The following is a 15,000-nucleotide window of genomic DNA, read 5'->3' as shown; positions in this document are numbered from 1 at the left end:
CCAGTAAACGGCGGCCGTAACTATAACGGTCCTAAGGTAGCGAAATTCCTTGTCGGGTAAGTTCCGACCCGCACGAAAGGTGTAACGATTTGGGCACTGTCTCAACCAGAGACTCGGTGAAATTATAGTACCTGTGAAGATGCAGGTTACCCGCGACAGGACGGAAAGACCCCGTGGAGCTTTACTGTAGCCTGATATTGAATTTTGGTACAGTTTGTACAGGATAGGCGGGAGCCATTGAAACCGGAGCGCTAGCTTCGGTGGAGGCGCTGGTGGGATACCGCCCTGACTGTATTGAAATTCTAACCTACGGGTCTTATCGACCCGGGAGACAGTGTCAGGTGGGCAGTTTGACTGGGGCGGTCGCCTCCTAAAGTGTAACGGAGGCGCCCAAAGGTTCCCTCAGAATGGTTGGAAATCATTCGTAGAGTGCAAAGGCATAAGGGAGCTTGACTGCGAGACCTACAAGTCGAGCAGGGACGAAAGTCGGGCTTAGTGATCCGGTGGTTCCGCATGGAAGGGCCATCGCTCAACGGATAAAAGCTACCCCGGGGATAACAGGCTTATCTCCCCCAAGAGTCCACATCGACGGGGAGGTTTGGCACCTCGATGTCGGCTCATCGCATCCTGGGGCTGTAGTCGGTCCCAAGGGTTGGGCTGTTCGCCCATTAAAGCGGTACGCGAGCTGGGTTCAGAACGTCGTGAGACAGTTCGGTCCCTATCCGTCGTGGGCGTAGGAAATTTGAGAGGAGCTGTCCTTAGTACGAGAGGACCGGGATGGACGCACCGCTGGTGTACCAGTTGTTCTGCCAAGGGCATAGCTGGGTAGCTATGTGCGGAAGGGATAAGTGCTGAAAGCATCTAAGCATGAAGCCCCCCTCAAGATGAGATTTCCCATAGCGTAAGCTAGTAAGATCCCTGAAAGATGATCAGGTTGATAGGTTCGAGGTGGAAGCATGGTGACATGTGGAGCTGACGAATACTAATAGATCGAGGACTTAACCATATAATATGTAGCAAATGTTATCTAGTTTTGAAGGAATATGCCTTCATAGTTTGGTGATGATGGCAGAGAGGTCACACCCGTTCCCATACCGAACACGGAAGTTAAGCTCTCTAGCGCCGATGGTAGTTGGGACCTTGTCCCTGTGAGAGTAGGACGTCGCCAAGCAACTAAAAACACAAGTCATTTGACTTGTGTTTTTTTATTTCCCATGAAATAGATTTGGTTCCATTAATAAAAAATTTGAAATATAGTAAGGGATTTTTTGAGCAGAAATACTTAGAAATTGATAAATAAATGGATAATCTTCAGAACCATAACTGCCAAGTAAGTCATACCACCAATCTGTTTCATACCTAGAAATCATGCTTAAATTATAGAGCAATAAATAATGAATGAGGAGTTCAGGTAATATTGGCTTAGGATTTCTAGGATCAGTCGTAAGTGGCAAATAATAAGTATTAGTAAGATGTTCATAGTATAAAGGAGTACTGTACATAGGATTCCATGATTGAATGGGCGCTGTAAAAAGTAAATTCGATTCATTAGTCTTCTCAGGTACGTGCTGTATTGATAAATGCTTACAAGATGTTTCAATGTAACGAGAAAATCTCTCTTTAGTCATATGTAATCGATCTAGTAGGTTGACTGAAAAGGAGAGCTCATTTTTAATTGTTGAATCGATTTTATATAAAGTTGATCCTTTTTGACTATAACGAAATAAATTTTGTAATTCTGGAATATTTCCCATTAATTCTAACATGTTAAATTTTTCTGCTTCTAAGTGTTTCATGTGAAACAGTTGTTCTGCAACATGAGTAAATAATCCGTTTTTTTGTACCTTCACCTCATCTTCTAAAAATTGATACCCTTGTTTTTTTCGTTTGCGAGTTGTAACGCCATGAGCTAAAACAGTAGTGGATTCAGGATAGTTAGGGTCAATAGTTAGTAGGCATGCTTTAAAAAGTTGACTAATTCCATAAAATAACAACATTGGTTGAATGGAAAATGGAGCTGTCTTATATAATTCATAATAATTTTTCCCGTGTTCTAAGTAATAAATAAAGGGATAACAATTTTCAAAACTTTTTTTTTCGGCATCCTGAATAGAGGATTTTTCGTAACAACGGGCAAGATAACGTTGTACGTTTTGAGATGAAAAAAAGAAACTTAACTGCTGCCAAGTACAAGATGTTTGATGCATATATTACGCTCCTTTTATTGTCTAAAAATTCTAACATATATATACGTCCTTGACAGTATTTTAACCAATTGATAAGCTACTAATAATAATTTCTGGTATCATAGGGGGAACAATTATGTGGGAATCTAAATTTGTTAAAGAAGGTTTGACTTTTGATGATGTATTACTTGTACCAGCTAGGTCAGATATATTACCAAGAGAAGTAAGTGTTAAAACAGTTTTATCTGAAAGCTTACAGCTAAACATCCCGTTAATTAGTGCAGGAATGGATACAGTAACAGAAGCTGACATGGCTATTGCAATGGCTCGCCAGGGTGGTTTAGGAATTATTCATAAGAATATGTCTATTGAGCAACAAGCAGAGCAAGTTGATAAAGTAAAGCGCTCTGAAAGCGGCGTTATTTCAGATCCTTTCTTCTTAACTCCAGAACATCAAGTATATGATGCAGAACATCTTATGGGAAAATATCGTATCTCAGGTGTACCGGTTGTAAATAATTTAGATGAGCGAAAATTAGTTGGTATTATTACAAACCGTGATATGCGCTTCATCCAAGACTACTCAATCAAAATTTCTGACGTAATGACAAAAGAACAATTAATTACAGCTCCAGTTGGTACTACACTGGAAGAAGCTGAAAAGATCCTACAAAAGTATAAAATTGAAAAACTCCCTCTTGTTGATAATAACGGTGTATTACAAGGGCTTATTACAATAAAAGATATTGAAAAAGTAATTGAATTCCCAAACTCTGCTAAAGATAAGCAAGGACGCTTATTAGTTGGAGCAGCAGTTGGTGTAACAGCGGATGCTATGCTTCGCATCGATGCATTAGTAAAAGCTAGTGTAGATGCAATTGTACTTGATACAGCACATGGGCATTCTAAAGGTGTTATTGATAAGGTAAAAGAAGTTCGTGCTAAATATCCATCACTAAATATTATCGCTGGAAATGTTGCTACTGCTGAAGCAACGAAAGCACTAATTGAAGCTGGTGCAAACGTAGTTAAAGTTGGTATTGGACCAGGTTCTATTTGTACAACACGCGTTGTAGCCGGTGTTGGTGTACCACAATTAACTGCGGTTTATGATTGTGCAACAGAAGCTCGTAAACACGGCATTCCAGTTATTGCTGATGGCGGTATTAAGTACTCTGGTGATATGGTGAAAGCTTTAGCGGCAGGAGCACATGTTGTTATGTTAGGTAGCATGTTTGCAGGTGTTGCAGAAAGCCCTGGAGAAACTGAAATTTACCAAGGTCGTCAATTTAAAGTGTATCGTGGTATGGGTTCTGTCGGTGCGATGGAAAAAGGAAGTAAAGATCGTTACTTCCAAGAAGGCAATAAAAAACTTGTCCCAGAAGGTATTGAAGGACGAGTACCATATAAAGGACCTTTAGCAGATACAGTTCACCAATTAGTTGGTGGCTTACGTGCAGGTATGGGATATTGCGGAGCACAGGATTTAGAATTCTTACGCGAAAATGCACAATTCATTCGTATGTCAGGTGCTGGCTTACGTGAAAGTCATCCTCATCACGTACAAATTACAAAAGAGGCTCCAAACTACTCATTATAATGTCTTATATACAAATAGACAGAGATTTGATATCTCTGTCTATTTTTTTTTGATTATGTTAGAATAACGGTTATGTGAGTACATAGATATTGGGGGTAGCAAAAGTGAAAGGTATGTTTTGCAAAAGATTCATTGCTTTGGTAACAGTGCTTACACTAGCTTGTAGCATTTTTATGCCATATAGCAATGCATCAGCTGAAACAGGAGCCGCTTTAAACATTGAAGCAGGTGCGGCAATTTTAGTAGAAGCGAATTCTGGGAAAATTTTATATCAAAAGAATGCAGATGAATTATTATCCATTGCTAGTATGACAAAGATGATGAGTGAATATTTAGTTCACGAAGCAGTGGATAAAGGAAAACTTAAGTGGGACCAGAAAATTAAGGTTTCTGAATATGCATATAAGGTTTCACAAGATGCTTCATTATCAAATGTTGCATTAGAAAATGGTGGCTCTTATACAGTAAAAGAGTTATACGAGGCAATGGCAATCTTTTCTGCAAATGGTGCAACAATTGCATTAGCAGAAGCAATTGCAGGTAAAGAAGTAGACTTCGTAAAAATGATGAATGATAAATCGAAAGAACTAGGGTTGAAAAATTATAAATTTGTCAATTCTACAGGTTTAACGAATAAAGATTTAAAGGGAATGCATCCTGAAGGAACAACAGCGGATGAAGAAAATAAAATGTCTGCAAAGGATGTTGCAACTTTAGCACAACATTTAATTAAAGATTATCCCAAAGTGTTAGATACAGCAAAAATCCCTAAAAAAGAATTCCGTCCAGAAAAAGAGAAGTTTGCAATGTCGAACTGGAACTGGATGTTAAAGGGCTTAGTTAAAGAATATGATGGCGTAGACGGCCTAAAAACAGGCTCAACTCCAGAAGCAGGAGATTGCTTCACTGGTACGGTTGAAAGAAACGGAATGCGTTTTATTTCTGTAGTTATTAAAACAAGTTCTCATACAGCACGTTTTGATGAAACAAAGAAGCTATATGATTATGGATTTGCTAACTTTGAAGTGAAACAAATGTATAAAAAAGGTTCTTCAGTAAAAGGACAAGAAACAGTACGAGTAGAAAATGCGAAAGATAAAGATGTAGCAGTTCAAACGAAACAAGCTATTTCACTTCCAGTGCCAAAAGGAAGTAAAGATGTTTATAAAACGGAATTAAAAGAATCAAGTAAGGGACAAGAAGCACCTATTAAAAAGGGAGCGGCGCTTGGTCAAATGGTAATTACGCCAAAAGATACAAACGACCCTGGATTTTTAACTGGTAAGTCACTGCAAGTGGATCTTGTAACAACATCTGAAGTGGAAGAAGCAAACTGGTTTACTCGTGCTATGCGCGGAATTGGTTCATTCTTTAGTGGTATGTGGAATAGTGCTGTTGATACAGTAAAAGGTTGGTTTTAAAAGCTCCTCATGATAGGAGCTTTTTTTTATTCCTATTTTTCATACCGACTTTATGAAAAAGTAGTAGACAAGCATCTGATAGTTAGTGGTAGAATGTAAGAGTATTCTTAATTTTCGCCTTTAACGGGGGAAAGCAATTCACCTAGGGGGGTTTTTGTACATGACAAATGTAACAGGGACAGAACGTGTAAAACGTGGAATGGCAGAAATGCAAAAAGGCGGCGTTATTATGGACGTAGTTAACGCTGAACAAGCAAAAATTGCAGAAGAGGCAGGCGCAGTTGCCGTTATGGCATTAGAGCGTGTACCAGCAGATATTCGTGCAGCAGGTGGCGTTTCTCGTATGGCAGACCCAACAATCGTTGAAGAAGTTATGGGTGCAGTGTCAATTCCGGTTATGGCAAAATGCCGTATCGGTCACCTTGTAGAAGCACGTGTATTAGAATCATTAGGGGTAGACTATATCGATGAGAGTGAAGTATTAACTCCTGCCGATGAAGTATACCATTTAAATAAACGTGATTACACAGTTCCGTTTGTATGTGGTTGCCGTGATATCGGAGAAGCTGCACGTCGTATTGCAGAAGGTGCATCTATGCTTCGTACAAAAGGTGAACCAGGAACAGGAAACATTGTAGAGGCAGTGCGTCATATGCGCCAAGTCAATGCAGAAATCCGTCAAGTTGCAAGTCTACGTGAAGATGAGTTAATGACATATGCAAAAAATACTGGTGCTCCTTATGAAGTACTACTTGAAATTAAACGCCTTGGTCGTTTACCAGTTGTAAACTTTGCGGCAGGTGGTGTAGCAACACCTGCAGATGCAGCATTAATGATGCAACTTGGTGCTGATGGGGTATTTGTTGGATCTGGTATTTTCAAATCAGAAAACCCAGAGAAATTTGCACGTGCAATCGTTGAAGCAACGACTCATTATGAAGATTACGAACTAATTGCAAGCCTTTCTAAAGGATTAGGTAATGCAATGAAGGGTGTCGAAATTTCAACGTTATTACCAGAACAACGCATGCAAGAGCGTGGATGGTAATTAAAGGAGAACTTTAAAATGGTGAAAATCGGTGTACTAGGTCTTCAAGGTGCAGTTCGTGAACATGTAAAATCAGTTGAAGCAAGTGGTGCAGAAGCTGTTGTTGTAAAGCGTACAGAGCAACTTGAAGAGATTGATGGTCTTATTTTACCGGGCGGTGAAAGTACAACAATGCGCCGTCTTATTGATAAGTATGCTTTCATGGAACCACTTTGTACATTTGCAAAGTCTGGTAAACCAATGTTTGGTACATGTGCAGGGATGATTCTTCTTGCGAAAACACTTATTGGCTATGAAGAAGCACATATTGGTGCTATGGATATTACAGTTGAGCGCAATGCGTTCGGACGCCAAAAGGATAGTTTTGAAGCTGCACTTTCAATTGAAGGCGTGGGTGAAGACTTCGTTGGTGTATTTATCCGTGCGCCGTATGTTGTAGAAGTAGCTGATAATGTTGAAGTGCTTTCTAAGCATGGTGATCGAATGGTAGCGGTAAGACAAAATCAGTTTTTAGCTGCTTCATTCCATCCGGAATTAACAGATGATCATCGTGTGACAGCATACTTTGTTGAAATGGTAAAAGAAGCGAAAATGAAAAAAGTTGTATAAGTAACTTGCAACTTGTATAAGATTATAGTAAATTGATGGTAACAATTTTATAAAATAAGCGTGTTGATAGGAAATAGTAACAAATGTCGTTTCTTATAGAGAGTCGATGGTTGGTGGAAATCGATAGAAACAGTTTGTGAATCCATCCTGGAATGGAATGTGGAATATCTTTTGGATTAGTAAGCATTCCCGGTGAAGAGCCGTTATTTCTACTTGAGAGGAAAGCAGTAATGCTTTCAACTAGGGTGGCAACGCGGGTTAACTCCCGTCCCTTTATATAGGGACGGGAGTTTTTTGTGTTTTATAAAATAAAAGGAGGAGTATATAATGCTTGATATTAAATTTTTACGTACAAACTTTGAAGAAGTAAAAGCGAAATTACAGCATAGAGGCGAAGATTTAACTGATTTCGGACGTTTTGAAGAACTTGATACGAGAAGAAGAGAACTACTTGTTCAGACAGAAGAATTAAAAAGTAAACGTAACGAAGTATCTCAACAAATTTCTGTATTAAAGCGCGAAAAGAAAGATGCAGAAGCTCTAATTTTAGAAATGCGTGAGGTTGGAGAAAAAGTAAAGGATCTTGATAACGAACTTCGTACAGTTGAAGAAGACTTAGAAAGATTAATGTTATCTATTCCAAATATACCTCATGAATCTGCTCCAGTTGGTGAAACAGAGGATGATAATGTAGTAGCACGTACTTGGGGAGAAGTGAAAGAATTTACTTATGAGCCAAAACCACATTGGGATCTTGCTACTGATTTAGGAATTTTAGATTTTGAACGCGCTGGGAAAGTAACAGGAAGCCGCTTCGTATTTTACAAAGGTGCTGGTGCAAGATTAGAGCGTGCTTTAATTAGCTTTATGCTTGATCTTCATACTGATGAGCATGGATATGAAGAAGTATTACCTCCATATATGGTAAACCGTGCAAGTATGACGGGAACAGGGCAACTTCCAAAGTTTGAAGAAGATGCATTCCGTATTGAAAGTGAAGATTACTTCTTAATTCCAACAGCTGAAGTACCTGTAACGAATATGCATCGTGATGAGATTTTAAATAAAGAGCAATTGCCTATAAGATATGCTGCATTTAGCTCTTGCTTCCGTTCTGAAGCAGGTTCAGCTGGGCGTGATACACGTGGTTTAATTCGCCAGCATCAGTTCAATAAAGTAGAGCTTGTGAAGTTCGTAAAACCAGAAGATTCTTATGAAGAGTTAGAAAAATTAACAAATGATGCAGAACGCGTGTTACAATTATTAGAGTTGCCATATCGCGTTATGAGCATGTGCACAGGCGATTTAGGATTTACAGCAGCGAAGAAATACGATATTGAAGTATGGATTCCGAGCTATGGCACATATCGTGAAATTTCTTCTTGTAGTAATTTTGAAGCTTTCCAAGCGAGACGTGCAAATATCCGTTTCCGCCGTGAGCCAAATGGAAAACCAGAACATGTTCATACATTAAATGGATCTGGTCTTGCAATTGGACGTACGGTTGCAGCTATTTTAGAGAACTACCAACAAGAAGATGGTACAATTATAATTCCAGAAGTTCTTCGCCCTTATATGGGAGGAAAAACAGTTATTAAGTAAATTTAAACATTCATCGGTATGAGTGATTGGTAATTATGAGCGTTGTCAGTACTGTAATGTAGGAAGGGGAAAGTAAAATTTTCCTTTCCTCATAATTTATTTTAGTAGGGTTGACTAACTGTTTTTCTTTTGATATTATATTTGATGTCAATATGGAGGTATACCCAAGTCTGGCTGAAGGGATCGGTCTTGAAAACCGACAGGCGGCGAGAGTCGCGCGGGGGTTCGAATCCCTCTACCTCCTCCAGATATAATTGACAACAGCGCATATAAGTGGAGATTGGAGAACTCGTTACCAACACGTAACGAGTTTTTATTTTAAAACCAATCATAAAGTATGGTGTAAGGTAATCTTGTCCTTATTACACACTCATATTCCGATGATTATCTTCATAGATATGAAAGGAGTCAACATGGATCTTATTATACAAACGTTTCCTTTAGATGGAAAAACTTTATATTATGTACAATGTCCTGTCTGTAAGAACAATAGAATTTTAAACAGTGGTGCAAATGTATCACGCATTATTAGTGATGATACATTCCGTAAACTTTGTGGTTGTACTTGTGATGTAAAACCAGCTAAGAGTAAAGTAGAGGCGCCAAAACAAGTTAAAAAAGCGGCTGTAAAGAAAGAAGCAGCTCCAAAACGTACAGGTAAAGTATTAACGGCAGTAATTAACGGTAAAGAAATGACTGTTAAAGAGATTGCTGAAGCATACGATATTAGTACAAGTACTGTTCGTCAGCGCATTAACGCAGGAAAACCTGAGAGTGAAATTATTGCTCCAACAAAGAAGAAGTAATTTAATAGGAAAACCCGTGCATATGCACGGGTTTTTTATTTTACAAGTTTACGTGTTTGTTTTAAAAAATGGCCAATTTTTTTAATGATTGGTTCGATTGAATCACCATCTTTTAAAATATCGTACTCATTAATATTTAAGCGTAATACAGGGCATGAATTAAAGTTGTTAATCCAGTTTTCATAACGTCCATGCATTTCTTTCCAGTACTCAATTGGTGTTTGCTGTTCCATTGGGCGCCCGCGTTCTTGAATACGATCGACAATATCATCGAAAGAACCTTCTAAGTAAATTAATAAGTCTGGATGAGGGAAGTAAGGAGTCATGACCATAGCGTCAAATAAACCTTTGTATGTTTCATAATCAGTTTCCGTCATTGTCCCTTTTTCATGATGCATCTTTGCGAAAATTCCAGTGTCTTCGTAAATGGAACGATCTTGAACAAAACCGCCACCATATTCAAAAATTCTTTTTTGTTCCTTAAATCGTTCTGCTAAAAAGTACACTTGTAGGTGGAAGCTCCAGCGAGTGAAGTCCGCATAGAACTTGTCCAAATATGGATTGGAATCTACTTTTTCAAATGATGTGCGATAACCTAAAGCATTAGCTAATGCAGTTGTCATAGTTGATTTACCCACACCTACCGTTCCGGCGATAGTGATTACTGCGTCATTGGGTATATCATATTTTTGCCTTAAATTCATTATTATTTCGACTCCTTTAAGAGAGTATTTTGAAGGGCAGATAGGATGACGTTTAAATCATCAGGATTTTTTACAAAATCCATATCGTCTCCATTAAATTTCAATACTGGTATTTCTGGATGATCTTTTTTAAAAGCATCCATTGCTGTTTCATAATCTTTTGTGAGCTGTAGTAAGTAATTTGGATCCATGTTTTTTTCAAATTCTCTTCCGCGCATGGCGATTCGTTTTTGCAATGTTTCTAGGCTAGCTGTTAAATAAACAATGACATTTGGCACAGGCATATCTTGTGTAAGGATACGATAAATTTGCATGTATTTGTCATATTGAGAGTCTTTTAATGTGCGGGATGCAAAAATTAAATTTTTAAAGATATGGTAATCCGCTACTACTGGTTTCCTTTGATTCAAATACTTTATGTTAATGTCTTCTAATTGTTTGTATCTATTACAAAGAAAGAACATCTCTGTTTGAAAACTCCATTCGTCGATGTCTTCATAGAACTTTCCTAAAAAGGGATTTTCATCAACAATCTCTTTTAGTAAGTGGAGTTGCATGTGAGTTGAAATTTCCTTCGCAAGTGAAGTTTTTCCAACACCAATTGGTCCTTCAACCGTGATAAATGGTACTCCGGTCACGCTGTTTCCTCCTTTCAATCAGTGATTTACCGTGACTACTAAAAACACAAAACAGAATTATTGTAGCACAAGAGGGAAGCGAGCGGGTTAATTTGATATAAAAAGTTAGAAAATAGATATATGTATTAATTAAATTTTATTTTGGTTGATGATGTTATATTTGCTTTCAATGTAGTTTCCATTATTTTCAAGGCATGTATATTATCTTGGTCGTTGTTAGAGGCGATACAATCCTGTGGTACATACAATGTATAATTTCTCATATGAGCATCATTAGCTGTAAATAGGATACATATATTTCCAGCAACCCCTGTTAATATTAGATTTTCTATTTTTAAATAACCTAGTAATGAATTTAAAGGTGTTTCATAAAAAGCGGAATAATGTGGTTTAATAAAAATGTAATCATCAGAATTTGGAGCAATTTTATGGATTATATTTTCGCTATATTCATTTGTGCAATGAGTAATAAGTTGGTCGATATCAGATCTCCAAAGTTGATAATGGTCATTAACGTAAATTATAGGATAGCCGAAGGATTTCATTTTTTTCTTTAATTGTAAAATAGGGTTTGTTATAGTTTCGCATTTTTTAGCTAGAATGGGTCCGTGGGAAAATTGAAAGTCATTAATCATATCGATAATGAGCAAGGCGGTATTTTTCATATGTAATCCCCTCTCTTTTTTCTTTTAGGGTGGATTGAATTTGTAAAAGTTATCCCCTGTGTAGTAAATGGAAATAAGTGTACTTTATTTGTAATGAAAGGACTATGTTATGAAACAAGATCAAGATATTTATTTTATGCAATTAGCGATAGAAGAAGCTAAAAAGGCAGAGGAAATACAGGAAGTACCAATTGGAGCAGTTATAGTGTTAGATGGTGAGGTAATTAGTGTTGCACATAATTTAAGAGAAACTGAGCAAAGATCAATAGCTCATGCTGAGTTGCTAGCGATAGATGAGGCATGTAAAAAATTAGGGACATGGCGTTTAGAAGATGCAACATTGTATGTAACATTAGAACCTTGTCCAATGTGTGCCGGTGGAATTGTTTTATCACGAGTGAAGCGAGTTGTATATGGTGCAAGTGATCCGAAGGGCGGATGTGCAGGAACATTGATGAATCTTTTAACGGATGAACGCTTCAATCATCAATGTGAAGTAGTATCTGGTGTACTAGAGGAAGAATGCGGTACGTTGTTAACGAACTTTTTTAGAGAGCTTCGTAAAAAAAGAAAAGCGATAAAAAAATTAGGGGGAAATACTGAGAACTAACGTATTTGCATTTTACAAAGAAACAAGTTATACTGATAATGCCTTTAATAAAGGCAACCGAATATTGGTTTTAACTTTGCCGTGCTAAGCGGGGAGGTAGCGGTGCCCTATACTCGCAATCCGCTCTAGCGAGGCCGAATCCCCTCTCGAGGTTATGTTGCTGTAAGGTCTGCCTTAAGTAAGTGGTGTTGACGTTTGGGTCCTGCGCAACGGGACCCCGTGAACCTTGTCAGGTCCGGAAGGAAGCAGCAATAAGCGGGTCTTCTCGTGTGCCGCAGGAGTGCCTGAACCGAGCTAACTGCTTGAGTAACGCTTATGGTACGTAATCGACGGAGGGTGCACGGCAGTTATATATGTATACAAAACTCACCTTAATAAAAAGGTGAGTTTTTTGTATAGAAAATAACTTTTGGAATCTATAAACAGAATGGGTTATAATAAATGAGATAATAACCTTTGAGGGAGGCCGTATTTTCGTGTCATACCAAGCGTTATACCGAACATGGAGACCGCAAAAGTTCGAAGATGTAGTCGGTCAAAAGCACGTGACAAAAACGTTGCAAAATGCCCTTCTTCAAGAGAAAGTTTCACATGCTTATTTATTTTCTGGTCCGAGGGGAACAGGAAAAACAACAATTGCAAAAGTATTTGCAAAAGCAATTAACTGTGAACATGCTCCGGTAGCTGAACCTTGTAATGAATGTCCTTCTTGTTTAGGAATTACACAAGGATCCATTTCAGATGTATTAGAAATTGATGCGGCTTCAAATAACGGTGTAGATGAAATTCGAGATATTAGAGATAAAGTAAAATATGCTCCAAGTGCTGTAGAATATAAAGTATACATTATTGATGAAGTTCACATGCTTTCTATGGGTGCATTCAATGCGCTTTTAAAAACCTTAGAAGAGCCGCCAGGACATGTTATCTTTATTTTGGCGACAACAGAACCTCATAAGATCCCACCTACAATCATTTCACGTTGTCAGCGCTTTGAATTCCGAAAAATATCAGTGAATGATATTGTTGAGAGATTATCAACGGTCGTGACAAATGAAGGTACGCAAGTGGAAGATGAAGCATTACAAATTGTTGCACGTGCTGCCGAAGGTGGTATGCGTGACGCGCTTAGTCTTATTGATCAGGCTATATCTTATAGTGATGAGATTGTTACGACAGAAGACGTATTGGCCGTAACAGGATCTGTTTCTCAGCAATACTTAGGAAATTTAGTAGAGTGCATACGTGAAAATGATGTATCAAGAGCATTGCAAATCATAGATGAAATGATGAGTAAAGGGAAGGATCCAGTTCGTTTTATGGAGGATTTCATTTACTATTATCGTGATATGCTTTTATATCAAACTTCACCGCAACTAGAACATATGTTGGAACGAGTAATTGTAGATGATCAATTCCGTAAGTTGAGTGAAGAAATGCAACCGGAAGTGATCTATGAGATTATTCATACCCTTAGTAAGGGACAACAGGAAATGAAGTGGACAAATCATCCGCGTATTTTCTTAGAAGTTGTTATGGTGCAATTGTGTCAACAGTTTATGATGCAAGCAAATGGTACAGATCGTTTGCAAGCAATTATGAACAGGATGCAGCAACTGGAGAAAGAGTTAGAGCAAGTCAAAAAGAACGGTGTGCCAGCTGGTGTACAACAAGAAGTAAGAGAGACACGTGCAACACCAAAACCGGTACGAACAGGAAGTATGAAAATTCCTGTCGGACGTGTAAATGAAGTATTAAAACAAGCGAAGCGTCAAGATTTAGAACAATTAAAAGCTGTATGGGGTGAGTTGTTAGGAAGACTCAAATCATATAACAAAGTAGCGTTTGCCGTTTTACTAGAAAATAGCGAACCGGTGGCAGCTTCAGATGACACTTACGTTTTAGCATTTCAATATGAGATTCACTGTAAGATGGCGAGCGAAAATCGAGAAGCTATGGATACAGTAGAACAAGCTTTATTTGAATTGCTAAGTAAAAGGTTAAATATGATTGCCATTCCCAAAAGTGAATGGGGTAAAATCCGTGAAGACTTTTTACAACGTGAAGGTGGAGAGTCTGAAGAAAGTCCGGAGAAAAAGGAAGACCCTCTTATAGAAGAGGCAGTGAAATTAGTAGGGCAAGAACTCATTGAAATAAAAGAGTAATAATAATTAGGAGGAATTAATTATGATGCGTGGCGGAATGGGAAATATGAATAACATGATGAAACAAATGCAAAAGATGCAAAAGGACATGGCGAAAGCACAAGAAGAGCTTGGTGAAAAAACAGTTGAAGGTACAGCTGGCGGCGGAATGATTACAGTTATCGCAAATGGTCACAAGCAAATTCTTGAAGTGAAGATTAAAGAAGAAGTTGTAGATCCAGAAGATATCGAAATGTTACAAGACTTAGTGTTAGCTGCAACAAATGATGCGCTTAAAAAGGCTGATGAGCTTTCAAACTCTACAATGGGTAAATTTACAAAAGGCTTAAACTTACCGGGTGGAATGTTCTAGGAGGATATTGATACATGCATTATCCAGAACCAATATCAAAACTAATCGATAGTTTTATGAAGTTGCCAGGTATCGGACCGAAAACAGCGGTTCGATTGGCGTTTTTCGTATTAGATATGAAAGAAGATGACGTGTTAGGTTTCGCGAAAGCACTTGTAAATGCGAAGCGAGATTTAGCGTACTGTTCTGTATGCGGACATATTACTGATCGTGATCCTTGTTATATTTGTAATGATTCACATCGAGATCAATCAGTTGTTTGTGTCGTGCAAGAACCGAAAGATGTAATCGCGATGGAAAAAATGAAAGAGTATCAAGGTGTATATCATGTGTTACGTGGTGCGATTTCTCCTATGGAGGGAATTGGACCGGAAGACATTAATATCCCACAACTCTTAAAGCGACTACATGATGAAACCGTACAAGAAGTGATATTAGCAACAAACCCTAATATTGAAGGGGAAGCTACAGCCATGTATATCTCCCGCCTCTTAAAACCTACAGGCATTAAAGTAACTCGTATTGCGCATGGTCTGCCAGTTGGTGGAGATTTAGAATATGCAGATGAAGTGACACTATCCAAAGCGTTAGAAG

The 15,000-nt window shown here is 38.2% G+C and carries 14 protein-coding genes, 1 tRNA gene, 2 rRNA genes, 1 other RNA gene and 1 other annotated feature (2 of these 19 only partly in view); of the genes, 14 read left to right on the top strand and 4 right to left on the bottom strand.

Annotated elements, in window-relative coordinates:
- Both F3I02_RS23040 and rrf read left to right on the top strand, forming a co-directional pair.
- A 23S ribosomal RNA gene (locus tag F3I02_RS23040) occupies nt 1–1,006 on the top strand (it extends 1,917 nt beyond the left edge of the window).
- Between the two features lie 49 nt (nt 1,007–1,055).
- Nucleotides 1,056–1,171 (top strand): 5S ribosomal RNA (rrf, locus tag F3I02_RS23035).
- 34 nt (nt 1,172–1,205) lie between these two features.
- Here rrf and F3I02_RS23030 read toward each other — a convergent pair.
- Nucleotides 1,206–2,207: a YaaC family protein gene (locus tag F3I02_RS23030; protein ID WP_000554287.1), complete on the bottom strand. Its 1,002-nt coding sequence runs from the start codon at nt 2,205–2,207 to the stop codon at nt 1,206–1,208.
- A 115-nt stretch (nt 2,208–2,322) separates the two neighbouring features.
- On the opposite strand from F3I02_RS23030, the gene guaB reads away from it, so the two are divergent.
- From guaB to F3I02_RS22995, 7 genes are all read left to right on the top strand, one after another.
- Nucleotides 2,323–3,786, top strand: coding sequence for an IMP dehydrogenase (gene guaB, locus F3I02_RS23025; protein ID WP_000264088.1), 1,464 nt, complete (start codon nt 2,323–2,325; stop codon nt 3,784–3,786).
- 113 nt (nt 3,787–3,899) lie between these two features.
- Nucleotides 3,900–5,207, top strand: a complete 1,308-nt coding sequence (gene dacA / locus F3I02_RS23020) for a D-alanyl-D-alanine carboxypeptidase DacA (protein ID WP_125653127.1) — start codon at nt 3,900–3,902, stop codon at nt 5,205–5,207.
- Nucleotides 5,208–5,367: 160 nt separating this feature from the next.
- Nucleotides 5,368–6,255, top strand: a complete 888-nt coding sequence (pdxS, locus tag F3I02_RS23015; protein ID WP_000186165.1) for a pyridoxal 5'-phosphate synthase lyase subunit PdxS — start codon at nt 5,368–5,370, stop codon at nt 6,253–6,255.
- An 18-nt stretch (nt 6,256–6,273) separates the two neighbouring features.
- Nucleotides 6,274–6,864: a pyridoxal 5'-phosphate synthase glutaminase subunit PdxT gene (pdxT, locus tag F3I02_RS23010; RefSeq protein WP_196478478.1), complete on the top strand. Its 591-nt coding sequence runs from the start codon at nt 6,274–6,276 to the stop codon at nt 6,862–6,864.
- 54 nt (nt 6,865–6,918) lie between these two features.
- Nucleotides 6,919–7,140 (top strand) — a binding site (T-box leader).
- 51 nt (nt 7,141–7,191) lie between these two features.
- The gene (serS, locus tag F3I02_RS23005; RefSeq protein WP_000884187.1) at nt 7,192–8,466 is read left to right on the top strand and encodes a serine--tRNA ligase; all 1,275 of its coding nucleotides are present in this window, start codon (nt 7,192–7,194) and stop codon (nt 8,464–8,466) included.
- Nucleotides 8,467–8,620: 154 nt separating this feature from the next.
- Nucleotides 8,621–8,713: transfer RNA gene (locus F3I02_RS23000), tRNA-Ser, on the top strand.
- 166 nt (nt 8,714–8,879) lie between these two features.
- Complete coding sequence (locus F3I02_RS22995; protein ID WP_000364191.1) at nt 8,880–9,272, top strand: sigma factor-like helix-turn-helix DNA-binding protein; 393 nt, start codon at nt 8,880–8,882, stop codon at nt 9,270–9,272.
- Nucleotides 9,273–9,307: 35 nt separating this feature from the next.
- Here F3I02_RS22995 and F3I02_RS22990 read toward each other — a convergent pair whose 3' ends face one another.
- The 3 genes from F3I02_RS22990 to F3I02_RS22980 form a co-directional block, all read right to left on the bottom strand.
- A complete protein-coding gene (locus F3I02_RS22990; protein WP_001053585.1) occupies nt 9,308–9,976 on the bottom strand; it encodes a deoxynucleoside kinase in 669 nt (222 codons plus the stop codon).
- Between the two features lie 2 nt (nt 9,977–9,978).
- Entirely contained in the window at nt 9,979–10,614 is a 636-nt protein-coding gene (locus F3I02_RS22985; RefSeq protein ID WP_000148218.1) for a deoxynucleoside kinase, read from the bottom strand.
- A gap of 125 nt (nt 10,615–10,739) precedes the next feature.
- Entirely contained in the window at nt 10,740–11,279 is a 540-nt protein-coding gene (locus F3I02_RS22980) for a cysteine hydrolase family protein (protein WP_000798723.1), read from the bottom strand.
- A gap of 109 nt (nt 11,280–11,388) precedes the next feature.
- Between F3I02_RS22980 and tadA the strand changes: the two genes are divergently transcribed.
- The 5 genes from tadA to recR form a co-directional block, all read left to right on the top strand.
- Nucleotides 11,389–11,889, top strand: a complete 501-nt coding sequence (gene tadA / locus F3I02_RS22975) for a tRNA adenosine(34) deaminase TadA (protein ID WP_000806702.1) — start codon at nt 11,389–11,391, stop codon at nt 11,887–11,889.
- A 79-nt stretch (nt 11,890–11,968) separates the two neighbouring features.
- An RNA gene (gene ffs, locus F3I02_RS22970) (signal recognition particle sRNA large type) lies at nt 11,969–12,233 on the top strand.
- Between the two features lie 132 nt (nt 12,234–12,365).
- Nucleotides 12,366–14,054: a DNA polymerase III subunit gamma/tau gene (gene dnaX / locus F3I02_RS22965; RefSeq protein ID WP_000121561.1), complete on the top strand. Its 1,689-nt coding sequence runs from the start codon at nt 12,366–12,368 to the stop codon at nt 14,052–14,054.
- Nucleotides 14,055–14,079: 25 nt separating this feature from the next.
- The gene (locus F3I02_RS22960; RefSeq protein WP_014894853.1) at nt 14,080–14,406 is read left to right on the top strand and encodes a YbaB/EbfC family nucleoid-associated protein; all 327 of its coding nucleotides are present in this window, start codon (nt 14,080–14,082) and stop codon (nt 14,404–14,406) included.
- Nucleotides 14,407–14,420: 14 nt separating this feature from the next.
- Nucleotides 14,421–15,000 carry the 5' portion of a recombination protein RecR gene (recR, locus tag F3I02_RS22955; RefSeq protein WP_000559169.1) on the top strand. The gene runs 17 nt beyond the window's last position, so the window shows 580 of its 597 coding nt (coding positions 1–580); its start codon is at nt 14,421–14,423; the stop codon falls past the right edge of the window.

Source organism: Bacillus sp. SRB3LM, from assembly GCF_015712745.1.
In the GTDB taxonomy this organism is placed as follows: domain Bacteria; phylum Bacillota; class Bacilli; order Bacillales; family Bacillaceae_G; genus Bacillus_A; species Bacillus_A thuringiensis_K.
The sequence above is the reverse complement of the archived record's forward strand: the minus strand, read 5'-3'. Positions and strand labels throughout refer to the sequence as shown.

Bases quoted from the DNA above. Each gene is read 5' to 3' on its own strand.
- F3I02_RS23030 (WP_000554287.1), bottom strand. From the start codon at position 2,207: ATGCATCAAACATCTTGTACTTGGCAGCAGTTAAGTTTCTTTTTTTCA.
- F3I02_RS22960 (WP_014894853.1), top strand. From the start codon at position 14,080: ATGCGTGGCGGAATGGGAAATATGAATAACATGATGAAACAAATGCAA.
- tadA (WP_000806702.1), top strand. From the start codon at position 11,389: ATGAAACAAGATCAAGATATTTATTTTATGCAATTAGCGATAGAAGAA.
- F3I02_RS22990 (WP_001053585.1), bottom strand. From the start codon at position 9,976: ATGAATTTAAGGCAAAAATATGATATACCCAATGACGCAGTAATCACT.
- F3I02_RS22980 (WP_000798723.1), bottom strand. From the start codon at position 11,279: ATGAAAAATACCGCCTTGCTCATTATCGATATGATTAATGACTTTCAA.
- guaB (WP_000264088.1), top strand. From the start codon at position 2,323: ATGTGGGAATCTAAATTTGTTAAAGAAGGTTTGACTTTTGATGATGTA.
- serS (WP_000884187.1), top strand. From the start codon at position 7,192: ATGCTTGATATTAAATTTTTACGTACAAACTTTGAAGAAGTAAAAGCG.
- pdxS (WP_000186165.1), top strand. From the start codon at position 5,368: ATGACAAATGTAACAGGGACAGAACGTGTAAAACGTGGAATGGCAGAA.
- F3I02_RS22995 (WP_000364191.1), top strand. From the start codon at position 8,880: ATGGATCTTATTATACAAACGTTTCCTTTAGATGGAAAAACTTTATAT.
- pdxT (WP_196478478.1), top strand. From the start codon at position 6,274: ATGGTGAAAATCGGTGTACTAGGTCTTCAAGGTGCAGTTCGTGAACAT.
- dacA (WP_125653127.1), top strand. From the start codon at position 3,900: ATGTTTTGCAAAAGATTCATTGCTTTGGTAACAGTGCTTACACTAGCT.